Below are 21750 nucleotides of genomic sequence, written 5' to 3'. Positions count from 1 at the left end.
AGGTCGGCTTGTCGACCTTGCTCTGTGGCGTCTTCCCCGACGATGACTTGATAGGCCGCGCGGCGACCGCGCGGCCTTCTTTTCATTTCGCTGGCGTGGGAAGGTCATCTTTTCGCCGCGCGCGTTGCCAAGCTGACGCCCAAGCGGCTATCTCAACGCCTCGAATTCCCCGGAGACGTCTCGTCCATGCGCCTTTCGCGCTATTTCCTGCCCATTCTGAAAGAGTCTCCTGCCGACGCCAAGATCGTCTCGCACCAGTTGATGCTGCGCGCGGGGATGATCCGACAGGAGGCGGCCGGCATCTATGCCTGGCTGCCGTTGGGTCTGCGGGTGCTCCGGAACATCGAGCAGATCGTTCGCGAGGAAATGGACCGGGCCGGAGCCATCGAACTGCTGATGCCCACCCTGCAATTGGCCGACCTGTGGCGCGAGAGCGGCCGCTACGACGCCTATGGCCCCGAGATGCTGCGGATCGTCGATCGCCATGATCGAGAACTGCTGTACGGCCCGACGAACGAGGAGATGATCACCGAAATCTTCCGCGGTTCGGTGCGCAGTTACAAGGACCTGCCCAAAAACCTCTACCATGTGCAATGGAAGTTCCGCGACGAGACCCGCCCGCGCTTTGGCGTGATGCGCGGCCGCGAGTTTCTGATGAAGGACGCCTACAGCTTCGACCTCGACGCCGAGGGCGCGCGCAAGTCCTACAACCGGATGTTCGTGGCCTATCTGAACCTGTTCGACCGCATGGGCCTGAAGGCCGTGCCGATGCGCGCCGACACCGGTCCGATCGGCGGCGACCTGAGCCACGAGTTTATCGTCCTGGCCGACACCGGCGAGAGCGAGGTCTTCTGCCACAAGGACCTGGTCGAGATGGGCGCGCCGGGCATCGACGTCGATTGGTATGGCGACCTACAGCCGCTGGTCGACCAGCGCACCGCGCTCTACGCGGCCACCGAGGAAATGCACGACGCCGAGGCCTTTGCCCAGATTCCCGAGGGCGATCGCCTGTCGGCGCGCGGCATCGAGGTGGGCCACATCTTCTCGTTCGGGACCAAGTACTCCGAGCCGATGAAGGCCTTCGTGGCGGGTCCAGACGGCAAGGACACGCCCGTGCAGATGGGCAGCTACGGCGTCGGCGTCTCGCGTCTGCTGGGCGCGATCATCGAGGCCAGCCACGACGATGCCGGGATCATCTGGCCGGAATCCGTGGCCCCGTTCGACGTCGGGATCATCAGCCTGCGGGTCGGCGACGCCGCCTGCGACGAGGCCTGCGAGAGCGCCTACAAGGCTTTGACCCTGGCGGGCAAGGCCGTGCTCTACGACGACACCGACGCCCGCGGCGGCGGCAAGTTCGCGTCCATGGACCTGATCGGCGTGCCCTGGCAGATGATCGTCGGCCCCAAGGGGATCGCCGACGGCGTGGTCGAGATCAAGAACCGCAAGACCGGCGAGCGCCAGACCGCGCCGCTGGCCGAGGTCATCGCCCGACTTTCGGGCAAGGCCGCCTGATGGCTATCGGCGCCGGTCCGTTCGGAACCTGGGAGCGCACGGTCGCCTGGCGCTACCTGCGCAACAAGCGCAAGAACGGCGGCGTGGCGCTGATCGCCATCATCTCGTTCGCGGCGGTGATGCTGGCGGTCTTCGCCCTGATTACCGTGATGAGCGTAATGAACGGCTTCCGAGCCGAGCTGCTGGGCCGGCTATTGGGCTTCAATGGCCACGTCTACGCCCAAGGGCCGCTGCTGAACGGTCCCGACCGCGCCGGCGTTATCAACCGCATCAAGGCCGTGCCCGGTGTGACCCAGGCCGCGCCGATGGTCGAGGCCCAGGCCATGGTCATCGGCCCCAGCCAAGTGTCGGGCGCGATCGTCCGGGGTGTCACGCCCGAAGACCTTCGCGGCATGAAGATGATCGCCACCAACATCAAGCGCGGCTCGCTGGCCGGGTTCGGCGACGGCGACTATGGCGGCGACATCGTGCTGATCGGCGACCGCATGGCCCGCAACCTTGGCCTCTCGGTCGGCGACGCCATCACCCTGATTTCGCCGTCCGGCCCCGCCACCGCTTTTGGGACCTCGACCCGCGAGAAGGACTATACTGTTGGCGGGATCTTCAGCGTCGGCATGAGCCAGTTCGACGAGAGCTTCGTCTATATGGCGCTGCCCCAGGCTCAGCTGTTCTTTGGCCGCGACACCTCCATCGACTACGTGGAGATCAAGGTCAGCGACCCGGACAAGGCCAAGCAGATCAAGCCGATCATCGAGCAGGCCAGCGGTCCCGGCGCCTTCGTCCAGGATTGGATGGACAAGAACTCCAGCTATTTCAACGCTTTGCAGATTGAACGCAAGGTGATGCGGCTGATCCTGTTCATCGTCGTCGCCATCGCCACGCTCAACATCATCTCGGCCCTGGTCATGCTGGTGAAGAACAAGGGCCGCGACATCGCCATCCTGCGGACCATCGGGGCCAGCCAAGGCGCGATCCTGCGGATCTTCATGATGGCCGGCGCCTCGATTGGCCTGGCCGGCACCCTGGCGGGTCTGCTGCTGGGCGTGCTTTTCTGCGCCAACATCACCGCCATTCAGAACTTTGTCGAATGGGTCACGGGCGCGGCGGTGTTCAGCGCCGACATCTATTTCCTGGCCCATATCCCGGCCAAGATCGACTGGAGCGAAGTCGGCGTCATCGTCGGCATATCCACCGCCTTGAGCATCCTCGCCACCCTGCTGCCGGCCATCAGCGCCTCGCGTATCGATCCCGTTGAGGCCCTGCGTTATGAATAGCCCGGCGACCAGCCCTATCCTGGCCCTGCGCGGCGTCGAGCGCACCTATGTCACCGAGGCGGGGTCGCTCAGCGTGCTGCGCGGCGTTGATCTGGATGTCTATCCCGGCGAAGTGGTCGGACTGATCGGACCGTCGGGCTCGGGCAAATCGTCATTGCTGCACGCCGCCGGTCTGCTGGAGCGGCCCGACGCCGGTCTGATCGCCTTGGACGGTCGCGATTGCTCCAAACTGTCGGAACGCCAGCGCACTCAGGTTCGGTTGACGACCGTCGGGTTCATTTATCAGTTCCACCACCTGCTGCCCGAGTTCAGCGCGATGGACAACGTCGCCATGCCGGCGATGATCGCCGGCCGAAGCAAGGCCGAGGCCCGGTCGAGCGCCACGGAGATGCTCACTCAGTTGGGCTTGGCCCAGCGGCTCGACCACCAGCCGGGCCAACTGTCCGGCGGCGAGCAGCAGCGGGTGGCGATCGCCCGCGCGCTGGCCAACAGCCCCAAGCTCCTGCTGGCCGACGAGCCGACCGGCAATCTCGACCCGGCCAATTCGGCGGCGGTGTTCCAGGCGCTCTACGAGCAGGCCCGTCAGCGAGGCGTCGCGGCCCTGATCGCCACTCACAACATGGAGCTGGCCCGCTACATGGACCGGGTCTTCGCCCTGAAGGACGGCCACCTGGTTCCGCAGACCTTCTAGGCGTTGCGGGTCAAAGCAAGGCGCTCCGCATCGCCGCGTAGAAGCCCGCTTGATCGATCCGCTTGATCACCCGGGCGTTGGGCGCACGGCGGCGTAAGGCCGGATCGGCGAGCTCGATGTCGGGCAGGATGGCGTTCGAGACGCTGAGATAGCCACGCGTCAATTCGCCGATTGTCTCGACATCGACCACGGCCATTTCCGAGTCCAGGATCAAGGTCTCATCCAAGGCCAGGGCGCAGGTCAGGGCGTCGGGGTGCAGGCTGCCGTCCAGGTGCTGGGTCTCCCGCGCGAAGGCCAGGGAGGTTTCGTTGACCTTGGTGAAGAACGCCGCGCGCGGCGTACCCAGCGCGTCCAGCGCCGCCAATTGATCCAGGGTCAGCAGGCCGTCGCGCAGGGTTTCCGTCCAGGTGACAATGCTCATCGGAAAGCCGGCATTGATCACGATCTTGGCCGCTTCGGGATCGACATAGAGGTTGTACTCGGCCGCCGGCGTGACATTGCCCACACCGTTGTCGGTTCCGCCCATGATCCACAGGTGCTTGACGGCCTGGGCGATGCGCGGCTCGCGGAGATAGGCCAGGGCGATGTTGGTCAAGGCGGCCTGGGCGATCAGGGTGATTTGACCCGGCGCTTCCATGACCCGCCGCACGATCTCGTCGGTGGCGTGGCCAGGGGAGGGACGTTGCACGGCTTTCGGAAAGTCGCTGTCGCTCATGCCGTCAGCGCCGAACACATAGGCCGCGTCCAGGGGCTCGCGCGTGAATGGCCGCTGGGCGCCCAGATAGACGGGAACCTCGCCGCCGCGCTCGCACACTTCCAGCGTCGCCAAGGCGTTCTCGGCGTGCTGCGCGAAGCCGGCATTGCCGTGGGCGATGGTGATGGCCTCGACGCTGACACCTGGCCGGCGCAGGGCGAGCATCAGGGAGAAGACGTCGTCTCCGGCGGTGTCGGTGTCGATGATCAGGCGCATGCGGCGATCTGAGCCGATCTCGGCGTCAAATCCAGCCGAAACGAAGCCCGCGACCGACCATCGCAGAGGCCGCGACAAAAAAGCTCACAATCGAACGTGGCCTCTTGCGGACAAGAACAAAAGTAGAATATAGAACAAACAAGCAACGATCTCAGGAGGGTTCCATGGTCCGCATCGCACGTGAGTCTTTGGCGCTTGTATCTGTCGCCAGCTTCGTCTGGATGATGTGCGCGGTCGCCCAGTTGGTGTCCTGAGTCGTGTAACGTTGTGAGGTGGCGAAATGTCGGGCAACGAGGGTCAGGGGTTCGTCCACCTTCGCGTGCGCTCGGCCTATTCGCTGCTCGAGGGCGCCATCAAGGCCGACAAGATCCCCGGCCTGGCCGCGGCGGCCGGAATGCCGGCGGCGGGGCTGGTTGACCGCAACAACCTGTTCGGGGCGCTGGAATATTCGGTCTACTCCAAGGACCACGGGGTCCAACCGATCATCGGCTGCGCCCTAGCGGTGTCTGGCGTCGGGCCGGGTCCGACCGAGCGCTGGGCGCGCACACCAACCATAACCTTGCTGGTCCAGAACGAGCGGGGCTATCTCAATCTCTCCGAATTGTCGTCGATCGCCTATTTGGAAAGCGGCGAGATGTCGGAACCCGTCGTGCCCTGGACCAAGGTGGTTGAGCACGCTGAGGGGTTGATCCTGCTGTCGGGCGGCACGGACGGTCCTGTTGACGCCCTGTTCGCCTCGGGCAAGACCGGCGAGGGCGAGGCCGCGCTGGCGCAGATGCAGCGGGTGTTCGGCGACAGGTTCTATGTCGAGCTGCAACGCCATGGCCTGCCGCGCCAGGCCGCCGCCGAGCCGGGCCTGGTTCATTGGGCCTATGAACACGATGCGCCGCTGGTCGCCACCAATGATGTCTATTACGCTAAGCCGGCGATGTATGACGCGCACGACGCATTGCTCTGCATTTCCGACGGCGCCTTCGTTGGTCAGGACGAGCGTCGGCGGGTAACCCCTGAGCACTGGTTCAAGCCGGCCCAGGATATGCGCAAGTTGTTCGCCGACCTGCCGGAAGCCTGCGACAACACCCTGGATATCGCCCGCCGCTGCGCCTTCATGGTGCAGAAGCGTGATCCGATCCTGCCCAGCTTTCCCACCGGCGACGGCCGCAGCGAGCCGGAAGAACTGAAACACCAGGCGCGCGAGGGCCTCAAGAAGCGCCTTGAGGGTCTGACCCTGGCGTTCGAGGAACAGGTCTATTGGGACCGGCTGGATTTCGAACTCGACGTCATCATCAAGATGGGCTTTCCCGGCTACTTCCTGATCGTGTCGGACTTCATCAAGTGGGCCAAGGACCAGGGTATTCCCGTGGGGCCTGGGCGGGGTTCGGGCGCCGGCTCGCTGGTCGCCTGGGTGCTGACCATCACTGACCTGGATCCGCTGCGGTTTGGTCTGCTGTTCGAGAGGTTCCTCAATCCTGAACGGGTCTCCATGCCCGACTTCGACATCGACTTCTGCCAGGAGCGGCGGGAAGAGGTGATCGTCTATGTCCAGGAAAAATACGGCCGCGACCGCGTGGCCCAGATCATCACCTTTGGCTCCCTGCAGGCCCGCGCCGTACTGCGCGACGTCGGCCGGGTGATGCAGCTGCCGCTGGGCCTGGTCGACCGGCTTTGCAAGATGGTGCCCAACAACCCGGCGGCTCCAGTGACCTTGGCCCAGGCCATCGAGATCGAGCCGCGCCTCAAGCAGGCCCGCGACGAGGACGGCGCCGTCAAGGCCTGCCTGGACGTCGCCCTGCAGCTGGAAGGCCTATTCCGCAACGCCTCGACCCACGCCGCCGGCGTGGTGATCGGCGACCGCCCCCTGACCCAGCTGACCCCGCTCTACAAGGATCCCCGCTCGGACCTGCCGGCTACCCAGTTCAACATGAAGTGGGTCGAGAGCGCGGGTCTGGTGAAGTTCGACTTCCTGGGCCTCAAGACCCTTACCGTGCTGGATCGCGCGGTGAAGCATCTGAAGAAGCGCGGCGAGATCGTCGATCTCACCAGCCTGCCGTTCGACGACGCCAAGACCTACGAGCTGCTTGCCTCCGGCCAGACGGTCGGCGTGTTCCAGCTGGAAAGCCAGGGCATGCGCGACACCCTGCGCAAGATGCGCTGCGGTTCGATCGAGGAGATCACGGCGCTGATCTCGCTGTACCGCCCCGGTCCGATGGACAACATCGACACCTTCGTGGACTGCAAGTTTGGCCGCAAGCCGGTCGACAACCTGCATCCCTCGCTGGAGGTGGTGCTGAAGGAGACCTACGGCGTCATCGTCTACCAGGAACAGGTGATGCAGATCGCCCAGATCCTGGCGGGCTACAGCCTGGGCGAAGCCGACCTTCTGCGCCGGGCCATGGGCAAGAAGAAGAAGGAGGAGATGGATCTCCAGAAAATCCGTTTCGTCGCCGGGGCCAAGGACAAGAACGTCCCGGAAGAACAGTCGGGCTCGATCTTCGAACTGGTGGCCAAGTTCGCCGGCTACGGCTTCAACAAGTCGCACGCCGCCGCCTACGCCCTGATCGCCTACCAGACCGCCTGGCTGAAGGCCAACACGCCCGTCGAGTTCCTGGCCGCCTCGATGAGCCTCGACTTATCGAACACCGACAAGCTGGCGGTCTTCCACCAGGACGCCCGGCGGTTTGGCATCACGGTGCGGGCGCCGGACGTCAATCGGTCAGGCGCGGACTTCGAAGTCGAGACCGGCGAGGTGCTCTACGCTCTGGGCGCCGTGCGCAATGTCGGTCTCGAAGCGATGAAGCATCTGGTGGCCATCCGCGAGGAGGGCGGGGCGTTCCGCGACATTTTCGACTTCGTCGAGCGGGTCGATCCCAAGCTCGTCAACAAGCGGGCCATCGAGAACCTGGCGCGGGCGGGGGCCTTCGACTCGTTCCACAAGAACCGCGCCCAGATCCTGGCCTCGTCCGACGTGTTGATCGCCCACGGCCAGAGCATCGCCGCCGACCGTCAGGGCGGACAGCACGCCCTGTTCGGCGGTGATCCCGCCGCTGGCCGGCCGCGCCTGAAGAAGGTCGAGCCCTGGAGCCAGGTCGACCTGCTCGACGAAGAATTGGCCGCCGTCGGCTTTTATCTGACGGGACACCCGCTGGAAGACTTGGTCGGCATGCTGCGTCGCAAGCGCACCGCCATGCTGACCGAGGTGATCCCCCAGGCCGAGGCCGGCATGGAGGCCTTCCGGATGTGCGGCGTGGTGCGTCGTCGCCAGGAACGCGCCTCGCAAAACGGCGAGCGCTTCGCTTTCGTCTCGCTGTCGGACCCGACCGGCGAGTATGAGGTGCTGTTCCCGCCCGAGGCGCTGCGCAAATGTCGCGAGGTGCTTGAACCCGGCAGGTCGGTGTCGATCAAGGTCCGCGCCAAGGCGCGCGACGGCGAGGTGCGGTTCTTCGGCGACGACGCCGAACCGATCGAAAAGGCCATCGAGAACGTGGTGGCGGGGTTGCGCATGCACCTGTCGCCCTCGGCCACCGAGATCGACGCCCTGCGCCGCCGACTGGAGCCGGCCCTCACTCAGCGCGGCGGCGGCGAGGTCAGCCTGGTCGCCGCCCTGGGCGGCGGTCGCGAGATCGAGATGAGGCTGCCGGGCCGCTACACCCTCGACGCCGCCCTGCGCGGCGCGCTGAAGACCGCGCCTGGCGTGGCGCTGCTCGAGGACGTTTGATGCGACCCTGCGCTGACCAAGACGGTCGTGGCGTCGTCTCGGACGGGCGGTCGAGCGCGTCCGGCATCGTCGAGCGAGAAGGGTCCGGCGTGTTGTCGATTTTGGACCGTTCTGGGATCGCGGTGTGGTCCGTATTCGGGAAACGCCCTCGACTCGATCTTGGCTTTTGGGGCTTGAGGGCGTGATGGAAGGCCTTGGAATTCCGCCAGCGGGGCTTCGCGACATCGAGGCGCTGGAGCTTGCCCGCGTCTGGGTCGCCGAGCAGGGTCTGCATTGCTCCCTGCGGGTGGGGCTCTATGCGGGCGACGGCGTGCCAAGGGAGACCGCGGCTTGGGGCATTATCCTGGCCGACCTTGCGGGACACGTCGCGGACGCGCGAGCGCCGAGGGCATGGGATCGCGGGCGGACTTGCTGAACGCGCTGGTCGAAAGCTTCAACGACGAGACGGCCGCGCCCTCGTCCGCACGAACCGGTGGGAGGGGCGCAGAGGCGAACTGACGGCTGCGTCGGGATCGCGTGTGTAGGGCGCAGGATGCAGGCCTCGATCTTGCCCGAGGACTCCCGCCGATTGAAGCCTAGCCGCGCGATCCAGGGCGGTCCATGCCTGGGTGTTGGTTGGGCGCTGCCGCGCTTTGGGTAGCCGGGAGGGAGAAGGGTTCATGTCCCAACACCAGGGTGGATGCCAGTGCGGGCGGGTGCGCTACGCAGTGGACCTCGAACTGGACAACCTGATCACCTGCAATTGCTCGCGGCGCGACAAGCTGGGTTCGATCCTGGCCGTCGCGCCGGCCAGCGCGTACGAGCTCCCGCAGGGCGAAGACGCCATGAGCGAGTTCCGGTTCAACACCCACAAGGTCTCGCATCTGTTTTGCGAGACCTGCGGCATCGAGTCCTTTGGTCGGGGCGTCGGGCCGGACGGCGCGGAGATCGCCGCGATCAACGTCCGCTGCCTGGACGACTTGGACGTCTTCGCCTTGAAGCTGCACCAATTCGACGGCAAGTCGCGCTGAGAGTCCGGGAAACCGCGCCTACCAAGCCGAGGCGCGGCCGTTGGGCAGGCGCGCGCGGCTGAGGCGGCGCTGGGCGGCCTTGCCGTGGCCGACGATCATCGGAGTATCGCCGCCGCGCAGTAGGGGCAGGTCGTCGAGGGTGTCGGTATAGGCCCAGCGCTTGCCATGGCCGGCGTCAGCCAGCGCTTGGCACTTGCGCTGATTGCGGCAATGGACGTCGGCGACCCAGCCGCCGGCCAGGGGCTTGAGCGAGGTGCCCAGCACGATGATCTGCCTGCCCTGCGGATTGACGAGGGCGCGCGCCAGGACGATGGGGGCGGCGGTGACGATCACCACGTCCTCGCCGCGCGCCAGGTGGGCGTCGAGCGTTTCTAGGCCTGGGCCGCGCCAATGGAATGGCAGGGTCCCGGCGTGGAAGCAGGCTGCGAAATCGGCGCAGGATTGGCGCAGATCGCGCTCGCTCAGGCCGACCGTGGCGGTCCACAGCAGGATCGCGGCCCCGGCGCGACGGGTGCGGGGCGCGACCACCATTGGAATGGCGACCGGAGCGAACAGCATCGCGGCCAGCCAGCGCAGAGGGGAATGGCGGACCCGCCGCCACAGCCACACGGCGGTAGAACCCCCGTCCAGCACGGCGCCGTCGAGATCAAAAACCGCGAGCACGAGTCACCTCTGCCCATTACGGCCGTCCGGAAAGGTTCGAAAAATCTTCGGCCACGAGATCCAGGCTATCGGACACCCGCTCTGTGTCAGAAACGCATGACGACCAGGTTTGCTTGTGGACAGATCAGGTTCTCTTGTGGGTCAGTGACGCCCAGGCCTCTTCGATGCGAGGGACGCGCCCGATGGATGGTTTCACGACGCCTCGACTGGTCGCCGAGCGGCTGCATCCACGCCATCTTGTCGACCTCGTCGCGCTGCATCTCGATCCGGAGGTCTCCCGCTATCTGGGCGGGACGCGTTCGGCCGAGGCGACCACGGCCTATCTCGCGGCCAATCTCGCCCATTGGGACCGCCACGGCTTTGGGCTATGGGCCTGGTGCACGCCCGACGGCGCCTTCGTGGGCCGGGCCGGCATCCGTCCTCTGGCGGTCGAGGGCGTTGCGGAGATCGAAGTCGCCTATGCTCTGACGGGCGAGGCCTGGGGACAAGGCTATGCAAGCGAGATGACGCGCGCCCTGGTCCAACACGGTTTGGAGCGGCTAGGCCTGCCGTCGTTGATTGGCGTCGTCATGATCAAGCACCTCGCCTCGCGCCGGGTCCTGGAGAAGGCGGGGTTCGCGTTCGAGCGCGATGTCGTCCACGCGGGCGAGCCCTGCGCCCTCTACCGGCGCAGGGCGTCGCAGTCGGGCGCGGCGACGGCATGAGCGTGCCGCTCAGCGGCTCCAAGCGGCACGTCCCGCCGCCTAAGGGCTTGCTTTTTGGTCCGTTCACGCCTATCTGCCGCGCCATTCCACACGTGGACGTGCGGCGACGAAGGGGAGACATCCCGACGTTACCGTTCCGGTCCCGGTCCGAATTGTCGGAGCGGGGGTGTCCACGGAGGTTCAACCGGAAGAAGGAGACCTATCATGGCGCTTCCCGAATTCTCCATGCGTCAGCTCTTGGAAGCTGGCGCCCACTTCGGCCATCAGACGCATCGCTGGAACCCGAAGATGGACCGTTTCATCTTTGGTTCGCGGTCGAACATCCACATCATCGACCTGTCGCAGTCGATCCCGCTCCTGCACCAGGCCCTGGTGAAGGTGCGTGAAGTGGCCGCCGCCGGTGGCCGCGTGCTGTTCGTCGGCACCAAGCGTCAAGCCAGCGACCCGGTCGCCACAGCCGCCAAGCGCTGCGCCCAGTACTATGTCAATCACCGCTGGCTCGGCGGCACCCTGACCAACTGGCGCACCGTCTCGGGCTCGATCGCGCGTCTGCGCGAACTCGAAGGCATCATGGTTGGCGAAGGCTCGGGTCGCACCAAGAAAGAACTGCTGCAGCTGACCCGCGAACGCGACAAGCTAGAGCTGTCGCTGGGCGGCATCAAGGACATGGGCGGCATCCCCGACATCATGTTCGTGATCGACACCAACAAGGAAGCGATCGCGATCCTTGAAGCGCGCAAGCTGAACATCCCGGTCGTCGCCATTCTCGACACCAACTGCGATCCGGACGGCATCACCTATCCGATCCCGGGTAATGACGACGCCGCCCGCGCTCTGCAGCTTTATTGCGACCTGATCGCCGACGCCGTCCTCGACGGCCTGGCCGCCGGCCAAGCCTCGTCGGGCGTCGATCTGGGCGCCTCGGAAGCCCCGATGGAGCCGACCCTGGCCCGTCAGCTGACCCCGGAACCGGTGGCTGAAGCCGCCGCCGCTCCGGAAGTCCCGGCCGCCGAAGTCGCCGAGCAGGAAGCGGCGTTTGAAGCCGCCGCCGCGCCTGAAGTCGCTGCCGTCGAACCCGCCCCGGAAGCCGCTCAACAAGCGACCGCCGAGGCCATCGAAGCCGTTGCCGAAGAGCCGGCCGCGAGCTGATTTCCAGCCGCCACGCTCGGGTTTCGACCGGAGCGTGGCTGTTGCGCCCCTGACATGCGACCGGGCTATCAAGCCCGGTCGTAGTTTGTTTCACGCGTCCCCGCGCGCCGGTTTCGGTGCTGGTTGGAAGCGCCCCGATATTCAATGGAGGAATTCATGGCTGAAGTGACCGCTGCGCTGGTGAAAGAACTGCGCGAAAAGTCCGGCGTCGGCATGATGGACTGCAAGAAGGCCCTCGTCGAAAACGCCGGTGACGTCGATGCGTCCATCGACTGGCTGCGCGCCAAGGGCCTGTCCAAGGCCGCCAAGAAGGCCGACCGCGTCGCGGCCGAAGGTCTGGTGGGCATCGCCGTGCGCAATGACGGCGTTGGCATGACCGCCGCCGCAGTCGAGGTGAACGCCGAGACCGACTTTCTGGGCCGCAACGACCTGTTCCAGAACGCCGTACGCAAGATCGCGGCCGTCGGCCTGGATGTCGAAGGCGTGGACGCCATCACTGCGGCCAAGACCGCCGAAGGCGACGTCGTGTCGGACCTGCTGACCAACCTGATCGCCACGATCGGCGAGAACATGCTGCTGCGTCGCTCGGCGCGCTTCACCGTCGCCAAGGGCGCGGTGTCGTCCTACATCCATAACGCCACCGCGCCGGACCTGGGCCGGATCGGCGTGCTGGTGGCCATCGAAGGCGACGGCGACCAGGCCAAGATCCTTGAGCTGGGCCGCAAGATCGCCATGCACGTGGCCGCGACCGCCCCGCTGTCGCTGTCGCCGGATGATCTGGACCAGGCCGCGATCGAGAAGGAACGCCAGATCTTTACCGAGCAGGCCCTGGAGTCGGGCAAGCCCCCGGCCGTGGTCGAGAAGATGGTCGAAGGCCGAATCCGCAAGTTCCTGGAGGAAGTCGTGCTGCTGAAGCAGGCCTTCGTCATGAACCCGGACCAGACCGTCGAGCAACTCGTCGCCGAGACCGGCAAGGAACTGGGCTCGCCGCTCACCGTGAAGGGCTTTGTTCGCCTGGCCCTGGGCGAAGGCGTCGAGAAGGCTCCGGAGGGCGATTTCGCCGCCGAAGTCGCAGCCATGGCTGGCGGTCAAGCCTAAGCCTTCTCCGCCGGCTTGGCCTCAGGGCTGGACGGCGGAGCAGATCGCCGAAGGGCGCGGCGCGTTTCAACGCGCGCCGCGCCCTTTTTGCGCGCGGCTTGCGTCCTGCACGCGATCTCGGCGGTTTTCAGCCGGAAAACCGATCCCACTTTTTCGGAACGCGCACTATGTTGCGTCTCGACGACTCAAGAAGAGCCAGCCGCATGTCCGAAGCCCCGCACAAACCGTACCGCCGCGTGCTCCTGAAGGTTTCGGGCGAAGTGCTGATGGGCGATACGCCCTACGGCATCGACACCAAGACCGTCGAGGCGGTGGCCGAGGACATCCGCCAGATCGTCCAGTCCGGCGTCGAGCTGTGCCTGGTGATCGGCGGCGGCAACATCTTCCGCGGCATGGCGGGGGCGGCCAAGGGCATGGAACGGTCCAGCGCCGACTACATGGGGATGTTGGCCACGGTGATGAACGCCTTGGCGATGCAGGACGCGCTTGAGCGGATCGGCGTCTCCACGCGCGTGCAGTCGGCCATCCCGATGGCCACGGTCTGCGAGCCCTACATCCGTCGCCGCGCCCAGCGGCACCTGGAGAAGGGCAGGGTGGTGATCTTCGCCGCCGGCACCGGCAACCCGTTCTTCACCACCGACACCGCCGCCGCCCTGCGTGCCGCCGAGATGCAGTGCGACGCCTTGTTCAAGGGCACCAGCGTCGATGGCATCTACAGCGCCGATCCCAAGAAGGACCCGGCCGCCAAGCGTTACGACACGCTCAGCTACATGGACGTGCTGGCCCAGGACCTGCGGGTGATGGACGCCTCGGCCGTGGCGCTGATGCGCGACAACAACATTCCAATCATCGTCTTCTCGATCAAGGGACGCGGCAACCTGCTGGATGTCCTCAAGGGCCAGGGGACGCGCACCGTCGTTTCCGCCGGCCAAGCCGCCTAATTTCCCAGCGAAAAGAGCCCAAGCCATGGCCACCGCCGAAAAACCCGATCTGCCCCGCTACAAGGACCGCATGGACAAGTCGGTCGTGTCGTTGAAGGAAGACTTCGCCGGTCTGCGCACCGGCCGCGCCTCGTCAAGCCTGCTCGACCAGATCATGGTCAGCGCCTACGGCTCGATGGTTCAGCTCAACACCGTGGCTTCGATCAGCGTGCCCGAGCCGCGCCAGATCAATGTCAACGTCTGGGACAAGGGTGTCGTCGGCGCCGTCGAAAAGGCCATCCGCAACTCCGATCTGGGCCTGAACCCGGTCATGGAGGGCAACAACCTCCGCATCCCGATCCCGCCGCTGACCGAAGAGCGCCGCAAGGATCTGTCTAAGATCGCCGGCAAATACGCCGAGGCCCAGAAGGTGGCCGTGCGCAATATTCGCCGCGACGCCAACGACGACCTGAAGAAGGCCGAGAAGGCCAGCGTCATCAGCGAGGACGAGCTGAAAAAGATGGAAACCGAGGTCCAAAAGATGACCGACGAGGCCATCAAGCGGATCGACGAGGCCTTGAAAAACAAAGAACAAGAGATCATGCAGGTTTAGGCATCGACCTAAGTTGTGAGGGGCGATGAGGGAAGGCTGAAGCGCATGGCGCCGACGACCGGCCTGCAGAACGTGTCGATACGCGCCGGGGGCGCCAAGTCGACGCCGTCGCTGCATGTGGCCATTATCATGGACGGCAATGGCCGGTGGGCGAAGCGGCGTAATCTGCCACGCGTCCTGGGCCACAGGGCTGGCGTCAACGCTCTAAAGCGCACCGTCGAGGGCGCCGGCGCCTTGGGCGTGGGCGTGCTGACGGTGTTCGGCTTCTCCACCGAAAATTGGAGCCGGCCGCCGCAGGAGGTGTCCGAGCTGATGGGCCTGTTGAAGGCCTATCTGGAATCCGACCTTGACCGGCTGGCGCGCGAAGGCGTGCGGGTGCGCATCATTGGCCGTCGCACGGGACTGGCGGCCGACGTGCTGGACGTGATCGACCGCGCCGAGCGCCGCACGGCCCAGAACAACAGTTTTCTGCTGCAGGTCGCCTTCAACTACGGCGGCCGCGCCGACATCACCGACGCCGCGCGCGCCTTCGCCCTGGCCGTCGAGCGCGGCGAGGCCCGGGCCGCCGACCTGGACGAGGCCATGTTCGAGCAACGGCTTTCCACCGCTAACGCCCCCGCGCCGGACCTGATCGTGCGGACCAGCGGCGAACAACGAATCTCGAATTTCCTGCTGTGGGAATGCGCTTACGCCGAACTGGTGTATCAGGATGTTCTTTGGCCGGACTATGGGCCCGAACACCTCGCCGCCGCGTTGACGGAATATCGCGGTCGCGATCGGCGCTATGGAGGTATTGCCGTCGATGACGTCGCCGTCGCCGGCTAAGCGTTTCAACTGGGGTAACCTGCGAATCCGTGTCGCTTCGGCCACGGTGCTGGTGCCGACGGTCGTGGCCGCCGTCTGGTTTGGGGACGTCTGGTTCCTGGCCCTGGTCCTGGTCGGCGTCGCCCTGCTGGCGCGTGAGTGGGCCGAGATGAGCGCCAAGCGCGCCGCGCTCGGTGTCGCGGTGGCGATTGGCGCGGCGTCGGCGATCTCGGTAATCGTCGCCTTCCAAGGCCACTACTACATCACCTGGCCCGTCGTGATCATTGGGGCCATCGCCGCGGCCCTGATGGCCCGGGGCGCGCTCGAGCGTCGGGCCGATGCGGCCTATGGCGTTATCTATATCGCCCCTTCGGTCATCGCCCTGATCTGGTTGCGACAAAACCCTGTCGACCAAGCCGTCGGGCTTAGCTGGACCCTACTGCTGTTCACGGCAACCTGGTTCGCCGACATCTTCGCCTTCGTGACCGGCAGCATCTTCAAGGGCCCCAAGCTGTGGCCGCGCTATTCGCCGAACAAGACCTGGTCGGGGTTCTTCGGTGGACTTGTCGCGGCGGCGCTCGGCGCGATCGGCATCGTGGCTCTGACGCACGCGCTGCCGGCCCTGCCGGACCTCGACCTGTCGTGGCCCGTTGCGGCGGCGGTGGGGTTCTTGGGTGGCTTGGCCACCATGGCCGGCGACCTATGGGAATCGATGCTCAAGCGCCGGTTCGGCGTGAAGGACTCCGGCGACCTGATCCCCGGCCATGGCGGCATGCTCGACCGGGTGGATGGCTTGATGTTCGCGGCGATCGTGGTCGCCGGCGCGCGACTGCTCGACCAGTGGGGATGGTTGCCTTGACCCTTGTGAACGCGATCGCGGCCCGCAAGGTCGTGGTGCTGGGTTCGACGGGCTCCATCGGCGTTTCGACCCTGGACCTGTTCGATCAGGCGGGTGTCGAGGTCGAGATCCTGGCCCTGACGGCAGGACGCAATGTCGCCAAGCTGGCCGAGCAGGCGCTGCGCTGGAAGCCCAGGATTGCGGTCATCGACGACGAGCGCCTGCTGCTGGAACTGCGTGAGCGCCTGGCCGGCTCGGGCGTCGAGGCCGCAGCCGGCGCCGCCGCCGTTTCGGAAGCCGCCGCCATGGGCGCGGATTGGGTGATGTCGGCCATTGTCGGCGCGGCGGGCCTGGCGCCGACCCTGGCCGCAGCCCGCACTGGGGCGGTCATCGCTTTGGCCAACAAGGAAAGCCTGGTCTGCGCCGGTCCGTCCCTGTTGCGCATCGCCCACGCGGCCGGCGGGTCGGTGATCCCGGTCGATTCGGAGCATTCGGCGATCTTCCAGGTGCTGCAGCGCGATTGCCTGGACCGGGTGGCGCGTCTGATCCTGACCGCCTCCGGCGGCCCGTTCCGCACTTGGGATAAGGCGGCCATGGCCAAGGCCACGCCCGAACAGGCGATCGCCCACCCCAACTGGTCGATGGGCGCGAAGATTTCGGTCGATTCCGCGACGATGATGAACAAGGGCCTAGAGATGATCGAGGCGTCCTACCTGTTCGACACGCCGCAGGAGCGCATCGACGTGGTGATCCACCCGCAGTCGGTGATCCACAGTCTGGTCGAATATACCGACGGATCGACCCTGGCCCAGATGGGGCCGCCGGACATGCGCAGCCCGATCTCCTGCGCCTTTTCCTGGCCCCAGCGCCTGTCCTGGCCCGCAAAGCCTCTGGACCTGGCCGCCTACGGCCAACTGACCTTCGAAGAACCTGACCTGGAGCGCTTCCCGTCGATCGCCATCGCCCGCGAGGCCCTGCGCCTGGGCGGCGGCGCGCCGGCGGCGATGAACGCGGCCAATGAGGTCGCTGTCGCGGCCTTCCTTGACCGCCAGATCGGCTTTCTGGATATTGCCAGCGCGGTGGCGGGGACACTGGAACGCATGAACGGCCGGGGCGACCTGGCCGTGAGCGACGACGACGCCCTCGACAGCGCAATGATGACTGACGCGTCGGCCCGCCGCATTGCGGCCGAGGTTGTCGGCCAAGTTCGCCGCTCAAACTGAAGACGAGAAGAAAATCCCGATCATGCTCGGCTTCATCCAGTCCGCTGCGTCCTACTTGATTGCCTTTCCACTGGTGATCCTGTTGGTCGTGACCGTGCACGAGCTTGGCCACTTCTGGGCGGCCAAGGCCTGCGGCGTGGCGATCGACCGATTCGCGATCGGCTTCGGTAAGCCCGTCGCCGCCTGGCGCGACAAGGCTGGCGTGCAATGGCAACTGGGCTGGTTGCCGCTTGGTGGCTATGTCCGCTTTTCTGGCGACGAGAACGTAGCCAGTGTGCCCGACCAGAACGACTTGAAGGCCATGCGCGCCGAGATCGAGCAGCGCGAGGGCAAGGAAGCCGTCGCGCGCTATTTCCATTTCAAGCCGCTCTGGCAGCGCGCGATCGTGGTCGCGGCAGGACCGGTCGCCAATTTCATCCTCGCTATCGTGCTGTTCGCCTTTCTGGCGGGCGTGTTTGGCGAAGTGGTGCGTAGACCGATCGTCACGGGTGTGAACGCCGGTAGCCCGGCGGCCCAGGCGGGTTTTGTCCAGGGCGACGTCATCCTCTCGGCCAACGGCCGCAAGATGAAGAGTTTCGAGGACCTGGACCGCTACGCCATGCTGCGTAGCGATGTGCCGATTCAGTTCGAAGTGCGACGTGGAACGCAAGAAATTGACCTGACGGCCACGCCGGCTCTGCTGGACATTTCCGACGGCCTCGGCGGTAGCCAAAAGGGCGGCGTTCTCGGCTTTGGCGTTCCTGCTGTCGTCGATGAAGTGAAACCTCATGGCGCGGGCCACCTCGCCGGTTTCAAGCGCGGTGACGTGGTGCAGCGCGCCGACGGCGTGCCGATCAACAGCTTCGAGGACCTGACGGCCTATGTGAAGAAGCGTGGCGCTCAGCCAATCAGGTTCGACGTCTATCGAGGGGGTCAAACGATCCAGTTGATCGCCACGCCGGCGATGGATGAAGCGCCCACAGCCAGCGGCAAGCCGGAACGCCGCCTCATGCTGGGACTGAGCCGGCTGCTGCCGAGGCAATATATCGAACGGATCCGCTACACGCCGGTCCAGGCTCTCGGCGTAGGCGTGACCCGCACCTGGGATGTGCTCGACACCACGGTCTTTTATCTGGGGCGGATGATCAGCGGTCAGGTGTCCGCCGATCAGATCGGCGGCCCGCTGGGAATCGCCAAGACCTCCGGCCAGGTCGCCCAGGCGGGCGCGGCCAACGGCACCGACCTGCCGACGATGCTGCTGGGCGCCTCGGTCGCCCTGCTCAGCCTCTCGGCCCTGATCTCAGTCAGCGTCGGCTTCATGAATCTTCTGCCGATCCCCGTTCTGGACGGCGGCCATCTGCTGTTCTACGCCTACGAAGCGGTCGCCAGCCGGCCGCTAGGGGCGAGGCTGCAAGCGGCCGGATATCGGGTTGGTCTTGCACTGTTGCTGGGTTTCATGTTGTTCGCGACCTGGAATGATCTGCAGCGTTTGAGCGTGTTTAAATTCTTCGGTGGTTTGTTCTCTTGAGCAGCCGCCTTCCGTCCATGATTGGTCCCATGAGCAAAATTCGCGCCCATAGCGCCGCGTTCGCCACCGGCGTTGCGCTTCTTCTCGGTTCAACGGCGCTGACCGCGCCGCAGGCCGCCTTCGCCCAAGCCCAGACGACGGGCGTGGTGCAGCGCATCGTCGTGCAAGGCAACGAGCGAATCGAGCAGGGGACCGTGCTGTCCTACCTGCCGATCCAGCCGGGCGAGACCGTGGATCCGCAACGCCTCGACCTGGCGCTGAAGACCCTGGCCCGCACCGACCTGTTCGCCGACGTGAAGATCGAGCTGCAGGGCGGCGACCTGATCGTCAAGGTCGTCGAGAACCCGATCATCAACCAAGTGGTCTTTGAGGGCAATTCGGCGCTCAAGGAAGACAAGCTGAAGGACGAGGTCCAGATCCGTCCGCGCGGCATCTTCACTCGCTCCAAGGTTCAGGCCGACGTCCAGCGGATCATCGAGCTCTATCGTCGTTCGGGCCGCATCTCGGCGACCGTGACGCCCAAGGTGGTGGAACTGCCGCAAAAACGCGTCGACCTGGTGTTCGAGATCAACGAAGGCCCCAAGAGCGGCGTCCTGGGCGTCAACTTCCTGGGCAATAGCGAATTCTCGGACAACGATCTGCGCGACGTGATCGTGACCAAGGAGTCGCACTGGTACAAGTTCCTGACCAGCAACGACAACTATGACCCCGACCGCATCGAGTACGATCGCGAGCAGCTGCGCAAGCACTACCGCAACCGCGGCTTTTTCGACTTCCGCGTCGTGGCTTCGGTCGCCGAGTTGGCCACCGACAAGAACGGTTTCGCGGTCACCTACACGATCGACGAAGGGCCCAAGTACAAGTTCGGCAAGGTCACCGTCGAAACCGAGCTGAAGAAGCTTGACGGCAACCTGTTGGCCCAGATCCTGCCGATCCGCACCGGCCAGCTGTATGAAGACGAGCGCATCGAGCAGGCCACCGACGCCCTGACCTTCGCCGCCGGCGCGGCCGGGTTCGCCTTCGTGGACGTGCGTCCCCGCTATGTGCCAAACCGCGAGACCAACACCGTCGACGTGGTGTTCTCGGTCCGCGAAGGCCCGCGCGTCTATGTCGATCGCATCGACATCGTCGGCAACACCCAGACGCTGGACTATGTGGTCCGCCGCGAGATGGAAGTGGCCGAAGGCGACGCCTACAACCGCGTGTTGGTCGACCGCTCCAAGAACAACATGCGCGGCCTGGGCTTCTTCAAGGACGTCAATATCGAGGAGCTGCCCGGCTCGGCGCCTGACCGCACCGCCCTGCGGGTCAAGGTCGAGGAGCAGCCGACGGGCGAACTGTCGTTCAGCGCCGGCTACAGCTCGGTCGACAAGCTGGTGCTCGACGTCGGCGTGACCCAGCGCAACTTCCGCGGCCGGGGCCAGAACCTGCGGGCCCGGATCTCGGTGGGCTCACTGCGCCAGCAAATCGATTTTGGCTTCACCGAGCCGCGCTTCCTGGGCCGCGACCTGCGCGCCGGCCTGGACCTCTATTCGTACCGCTACGACCTCAGCAACTATGCGTCGTACGACACCCAATCGACGGGCGGCACGCTGCGGTTCGGCTTTCCATTGACCCAGAACGCCTCGATGAGCCTGCGTTACCAACTTCGTCAGGACAAGGTCAGCGTCGCCGACGGCTTGTGCTCCGGCGGTTCCGTTTCGCAGATCCTTTGTCTGCAGCGCGGCGCTTACGTCACCTCGTTGATCGGCTACGGTCTGCGGATCGACAAGCGCAACGACCCGATCCAGCCCACTCGCGGATGGTTCGCCGACCTGAACCAGGATCTGGCTGGGTTCGGCGGTGACGTGAAGTATCTGAAGACCGACGCCGACGCCGGCTGGTATTGGGGCTTCAACAAGGATTTCATCTTCAGCGCAACCGGTTCGGCTGGCTATATCGAAGGCTTGGGCGGCGACAACGTCCGCATCAACGACCGCTACTACAAGGGCGGTTCCACCTTCCGCGGCTTCGAGATCGCCGGTATCGGCCCGCGCGACACCACGAACGGGTCTCAGAACAGCAACTCGTTGGGCGCCAAGCTCTACGCGATTGGCACGTTTGAGTTGACCGTCCCAACCCTGTTGCCCGAGCAATACGGCATCAAGGCCGCGGTGTTCACCGACTTCGGTACGGCGGGCCAGCTTGACGACGTGGATCGCCAGATCTCGCCCGGTAAGTTCAACCCGCTCATCAAGGACGGCCTGGGCCTTCGGGCCTCGGCGGGTCTGAGCATCGACTGGAAATCGCCCATGGGACCCATCCGGTTCGATTTCAGCCATATTCTCGCTAAAGAAGACTACGACAGAATCGAAACCTTCCGGTTCTCCACCTCCACAAGGTTCTAAAGACCATGACCTCCAAGTTTTTCGCCGCGACCGCTTCGGGCCTCGCCGCGCTCACCATGGCGTCGGGCGCTTTCGCCCAAACCGCCCCTCCGACGGCAGCTCCAACCGTCACCCACGGCGCGCCGATCGCCGGCGTCTGCGTGTTCTCCAGCCAGGGCGCCGTCGGCGCTTCGCTGGTCGGCAAGTCGGTCGACGCCCGCCTGAAGGTCATTATCTCGCAGGTCAACGCCGAGCTGACCGCCGAGCGCACCAGCCTGGACACCGACGCCAAGGCCCTGGACGGCAAGAAGGGCACGCTTGAGCAAAGCGCGCTTGAGCAACAGGCCGCCGCCCTGCAGGTGCGCGCCAACGCCTGGCAACGTAAGGGCCAGCAGCGCCAACGCGAGGTCGAAGCGACCGAGCAGAAGCAGATCGCCCGCGTCTATCAGGAACTGGAGCCGGCCATTCGCCAAGCCTATCAGGCCAAGACCTGCTCGATCTTGATCGAGCGGGAGTCGGTGCTTGTGGTGAATCCGGCCATGGACATCACGGGCGCAGTGGTCACCGCGACCGACGCCCGCATCAAGACCCTGACCTTCGATCGCGAACGGCTGGACCAAGCGGCTCCTGGGGCTCAAGCTCTGCAGCCCACCAAGAAGTAAGCGAGTCGGTCCGGGCCCCGGCCCGGACCGC

Annotated in this window: 20 protein-coding genes and 1 pseudogene; 19 read left to right on the top strand and 2 right to left on the bottom strand. The window is 65.5% G+C overall.

What is annotated here, in order from left to right; genetic code table 11:
* Positions 1-9: 9 nt before the first annotated feature.
* From ACP7AG_RS06685 to ACP7AG_RS06670, 4 genes and pseudogenes are all read left to right on the top strand, one after another.
* Positions 10-144: pseudogene (locus tag ACP7AG_RS06685) on the top strand (hypothetical protein); the annotation flags it as partial.
* A 42-nt stretch (positions 145-186) separates the two neighbouring features.
* Positions 187-1512, top strand: a complete 1326-nt coding sequence (proS, locus tag ACP7AG_RS06680; RefSeq protein ID WP_426011890.1) for a proline--tRNA ligase — start codon at positions 187-189, stop codon at positions 1510-1512.
* Positions 1512-2786, top strand: a complete 1275-nt coding sequence (locus tag ACP7AG_RS06675; protein ID WP_426011889.1) for a lipoprotein-releasing ABC transporter permease subunit — start codon at positions 1512-1514, stop codon at positions 2784-2786. The genes proS and ACP7AG_RS06675 overlap by 1 nt, the downstream gene beginning before the upstream one ends.
* Positions 2779-3477, top strand: coding sequence for an ABC transporter ATP-binding protein (locus ACP7AG_RS06670; protein WP_426011888.1), 699 nt, complete (start codon positions 2779-2781; stop codon positions 3475-3477). Before ACP7AG_RS06675 ends, ACP7AG_RS06670 begins: the two co-directional genes overlap by 8 nt.
* A gap of 10 nt (positions 3478-3487) precedes the next feature.
* Here the strand turns inward: ACP7AG_RS06670 and ACP7AG_RS06665 are convergent, their stop codons facing one another.
* Positions 3488-4447, bottom strand: a complete 960-nt coding sequence (locus tag ACP7AG_RS06665) for a nucleoside hydrolase (protein WP_426011887.1) — start codon at positions 4445-4447, stop codon at positions 3488-3490.
* Positions 4448-4611: 164 nt separating this feature from the next.
* Between ACP7AG_RS06665 and sidA the strand changes: the two genes are divergently transcribed.
* The 4 genes from sidA (at position 4612) to ACP7AG_RS06645 (ending at position 9172) form a co-directional block, all read left to right on the top strand.
* Positions 4612-4701, top strand: a complete 90-nt coding sequence (gene sidA / locus ACP7AG_RS06660) for a cell division inhibitor SidA (protein WP_426011886.1) — start codon at positions 4612-4614, stop codon at positions 4699-4701.
* A 26-nt stretch (positions 4702-4727) separates the two neighbouring features.
* Entirely contained in the window at positions 4728-8162 is a 3435-nt protein-coding gene (dnaE, locus tag ACP7AG_RS06655; protein ID WP_426011885.1) for a DNA polymerase III subunit alpha, read from the top strand.
* Positions 8163-8346: 184 nt separating this feature from the next.
* Positions 8347-8577, top strand: coding sequence for a DUF5076 domain-containing protein (locus ACP7AG_RS06650; RefSeq protein WP_426030257.1), 231 nt, complete (start codon positions 8347-8349; stop codon positions 8575-8577).
* A 244-nt stretch (positions 8578-8821) separates the two neighbouring features.
* A complete protein-coding gene (locus ACP7AG_RS06645) occupies positions 8822-9172 on the top strand; it encodes a GFA family protein (RefSeq protein WP_426030256.1) in 351 nt (116 codons plus the stop codon).
* A gap of 18 nt (positions 9173-9190) precedes the next feature.
* Here ACP7AG_RS06645 and ACP7AG_RS06640 read toward each other — a convergent pair whose 3' ends face one another.
* Positions 9191-9835: a haloacid dehalogenase-like hydrolase gene (locus ACP7AG_RS06640; protein ID WP_426030255.1), complete on the bottom strand. Its 645-nt coding sequence runs from the start codon at positions 9833-9835 to the stop codon at positions 9191-9193.
* A 182-nt stretch (positions 9836-10017) separates the two neighbouring features.
* Here ACP7AG_RS06640 and ACP7AG_RS06635 point away from each other — a divergent pair, with 182 nt between their 5' ends.
* The 11 genes from ACP7AG_RS06635 to ACP7AG_RS06585 all read left to right on the top strand — a co-directional run bounded on the left by ACP7AG_RS06635 (position 10018) and on the right by ACP7AG_RS06585 (position 21719).
* Positions 10018-10539: a GNAT family N-acetyltransferase gene (locus ACP7AG_RS06635; RefSeq protein WP_426030254.1), complete on the top strand. Its 522-nt coding sequence runs from the start codon at positions 10018-10020 to the stop codon at positions 10537-10539.
* A 204-nt stretch (positions 10540-10743) separates the two neighbouring features.
* Positions 10744-11688, top strand: coding sequence for a 30S ribosomal protein S2 (gene rpsB, locus ACP7AG_RS06630; RefSeq protein WP_426011881.1), 945 nt, complete (start codon positions 10744-10746; stop codon positions 11686-11688).
* A 156-nt stretch (positions 11689-11844) separates the two neighbouring features.
* Positions 11845-12786, top strand: a complete 942-nt coding sequence (gene tsf, locus ACP7AG_RS06625) for a translation elongation factor Ts (protein WP_426030253.1) — start codon at positions 11845-11847, stop codon at positions 12784-12786.
* A 203-nt stretch (positions 12787-12989) separates the two neighbouring features.
* A complete protein-coding gene (gene pyrH, locus ACP7AG_RS06620; protein WP_426011879.1) occupies positions 12990-13727 on the top strand; it encodes a UMP kinase in 738 nt (245 codons plus the stop codon).
* A gap of 25 nt (positions 13728-13752) precedes the next feature.
* Entirely contained in the window at positions 13753-14319 is a 567-nt protein-coding gene (gene frr, locus ACP7AG_RS06615; protein WP_426011878.1) for a ribosome recycling factor, read from the top strand.
* 45 nt (positions 14320-14364) lie between these two features.
* Complete coding sequence (uppS, locus tag ACP7AG_RS06610) at positions 14365-15144, top strand: polyprenyl diphosphate synthase (RefSeq protein WP_426011877.1); 780 nt, start codon at positions 14365-14367, stop codon at positions 15142-15144.
* On the top strand, positions 15122-15982 hold the full coding sequence (locus ACP7AG_RS06605; RefSeq protein ID WP_426011876.1) for a phosphatidate cytidylyltransferase: 861 nt from the start codon (positions 15122-15124) through the stop codon (positions 15980-15982). Before uppS ends, ACP7AG_RS06605 begins: the two co-directional genes overlap by 23 nt.
* On the top strand, positions 15970-17184 hold the full coding sequence (locus ACP7AG_RS06600) for a 1-deoxy-D-xylulose-5-phosphate reductoisomerase (RefSeq protein ID WP_426011875.1): 1215 nt from the start codon (positions 15970-15972) through the stop codon (positions 17182-17184). Before ACP7AG_RS06605 ends, ACP7AG_RS06600 begins: the two co-directional genes overlap by 13 nt.
* Positions 17156-18691 carry an RIP metalloprotease RseP gene (gene rseP / locus ACP7AG_RS06595; RefSeq protein ID WP_426030252.1) on the top strand — a complete coding sequence of 512 codons (1536 nt, stop codon included), beginning with the start codon at positions 17156-17158 and terminating at the stop codon, positions 18689-18691. The genes ACP7AG_RS06600 and rseP overlap by 29 nt, the downstream gene beginning before the upstream one ends.
* Positions 18692-18708: 17 nt before the next feature.
* Positions 18709-21078, top strand: a complete 2370-nt coding sequence (bamA, locus tag ACP7AG_RS06590) for an outer membrane protein assembly factor BamA (protein WP_426011873.1) — start codon at positions 18709-18711, stop codon at positions 21076-21078.
* Between the two features lie 5 nt (positions 21079-21083).
* On the top strand, positions 21084-21719 hold the full coding sequence (locus ACP7AG_RS06585) for an OmpH family outer membrane protein (protein ID WP_426011872.1): 636 nt from the start codon (positions 21084-21086) through the stop codon (positions 21717-21719).
* Positions 21720-21750: the final 31 nt, after the last annotated feature.

Source organism: Caulobacter sp. DWP3-1-3b2 (assembly GCF_049896325.1).
In the GTDB taxonomy this organism is placed as follows: domain Bacteria; phylum Pseudomonadota; class Alphaproteobacteria; order Caulobacterales; family Caulobacteraceae; genus Caulobacter.
This window is presented reverse-complemented; position numbering and strand designations above follow the sequence as displayed.

Excerpts from the sequence above, each read along its gene's own strand:
- ACP7AG_RS06585 (WP_426011872.1), top strand. The coding sequence starts at position 21,084 with ATGACCTCCAAGTTTTTCGCCGCGACCGCTTCGGGCCTCGCCGCGCTC.
- bamA (WP_426011873.1), top strand. The coding sequence starts at position 18,709 with ATGATTGGTCCCATGAGCAAAATTCGCGCCCATAGCGCCGCGTTCGCC.
- dnaE (WP_426011885.1), top strand. The coding sequence starts at position 4,728 with ATGTCGGGCAACGAGGGTCAGGGGTTCGTCCACCTTCGCGTGCGCTCG.
- ACP7AG_RS06605 (WP_426011876.1), top strand. The coding sequence starts at position 15,122 with ATGACGTCGCCGTCGCCGGCTAAGCGTTTCAACTGGGGTAACCTGCGA.
- ACP7AG_RS06670 (WP_426011888.1), top strand. The coding sequence starts at position 2,779 with ATGAATAGCCCGGCGACCAGCCCTATCCTGGCCCTGCGCGGCGTCGAG.
- rpsB (WP_426011881.1), top strand. The coding sequence starts at position 10,744 with ATGGCGCTTCCCGAATTCTCCATGCGTCAGCTCTTGGAAGCTGGCGCC.
- proS (WP_426011890.1), top strand. The coding sequence starts at position 187 with ATGCGCCTTTCGCGCTATTTCCTGCCCATTCTGAAAGAGTCTCCTGCC.
- ACP7AG_RS06600 (WP_426011875.1), top strand. The coding sequence starts at position 15,970 with ATGGTTGCCTTGACCCTTGTGAACGCGATCGCGGCCCGCAAGGTCGTG.
- ACP7AG_RS06665 (WP_426011887.1), bottom strand. The coding sequence starts at position 4,447 with ATGCGCCTGATCATCGACACCGACACCGCCGGAGACGACGTCTTCTCC.
- ACP7AG_RS06635 (WP_426030254.1), top strand. The coding sequence starts at position 10,018 with ATGGATGGTTTCACGACGCCTCGACTGGTCGCCGAGCGGCTGCATCCA.
- ACP7AG_RS06645 (WP_426030256.1), top strand. The coding sequence starts at position 8,822 with ATGTCCCAACACCAGGGTGGATGCCAGTGCGGGCGGGTGCGCTACGCA.
- ACP7AG_RS06650 (WP_426030257.1), top strand. The coding sequence starts at position 8,347 with ATGGAAGGCCTTGGAATTCCGCCAGCGGGGCTTCGCGACATCGAGGCG.
- ACP7AG_RS06675 (WP_426011889.1), top strand. The coding sequence starts at position 1,512 with ATGGCTATCGGCGCCGGTCCGTTCGGAACCTGGGAGCGCACGGTCGCC.
- tsf (WP_426030253.1), top strand. The coding sequence starts at position 11,845 with ATGGCTGAAGTGACCGCTGCGCTGGTGAAAGAACTGCGCGAAAAGTCC.
- uppS (WP_426011877.1), top strand. The coding sequence starts at position 14,365 with ATGGCGCCGACGACCGGCCTGCAGAACGTGTCGATACGCGCCGGGGGC.
- sidA (WP_426011886.1), top strand. The coding sequence starts at position 4,612 with ATGGTCCGCATCGCACGTGAGTCTTTGGCGCTTGTATCTGTCGCCAGC.
- frr (WP_426011878.1), top strand. The coding sequence starts at position 13,753 with ATGGCCACCGCCGAAAAACCCGATCTGCCCCGCTACAAGGACCGCATG.
- pyrH (WP_426011879.1), top strand. The coding sequence starts at position 12,990 with ATGTCCGAAGCCCCGCACAAACCGTACCGCCGCGTGCTCCTGAAGGTT.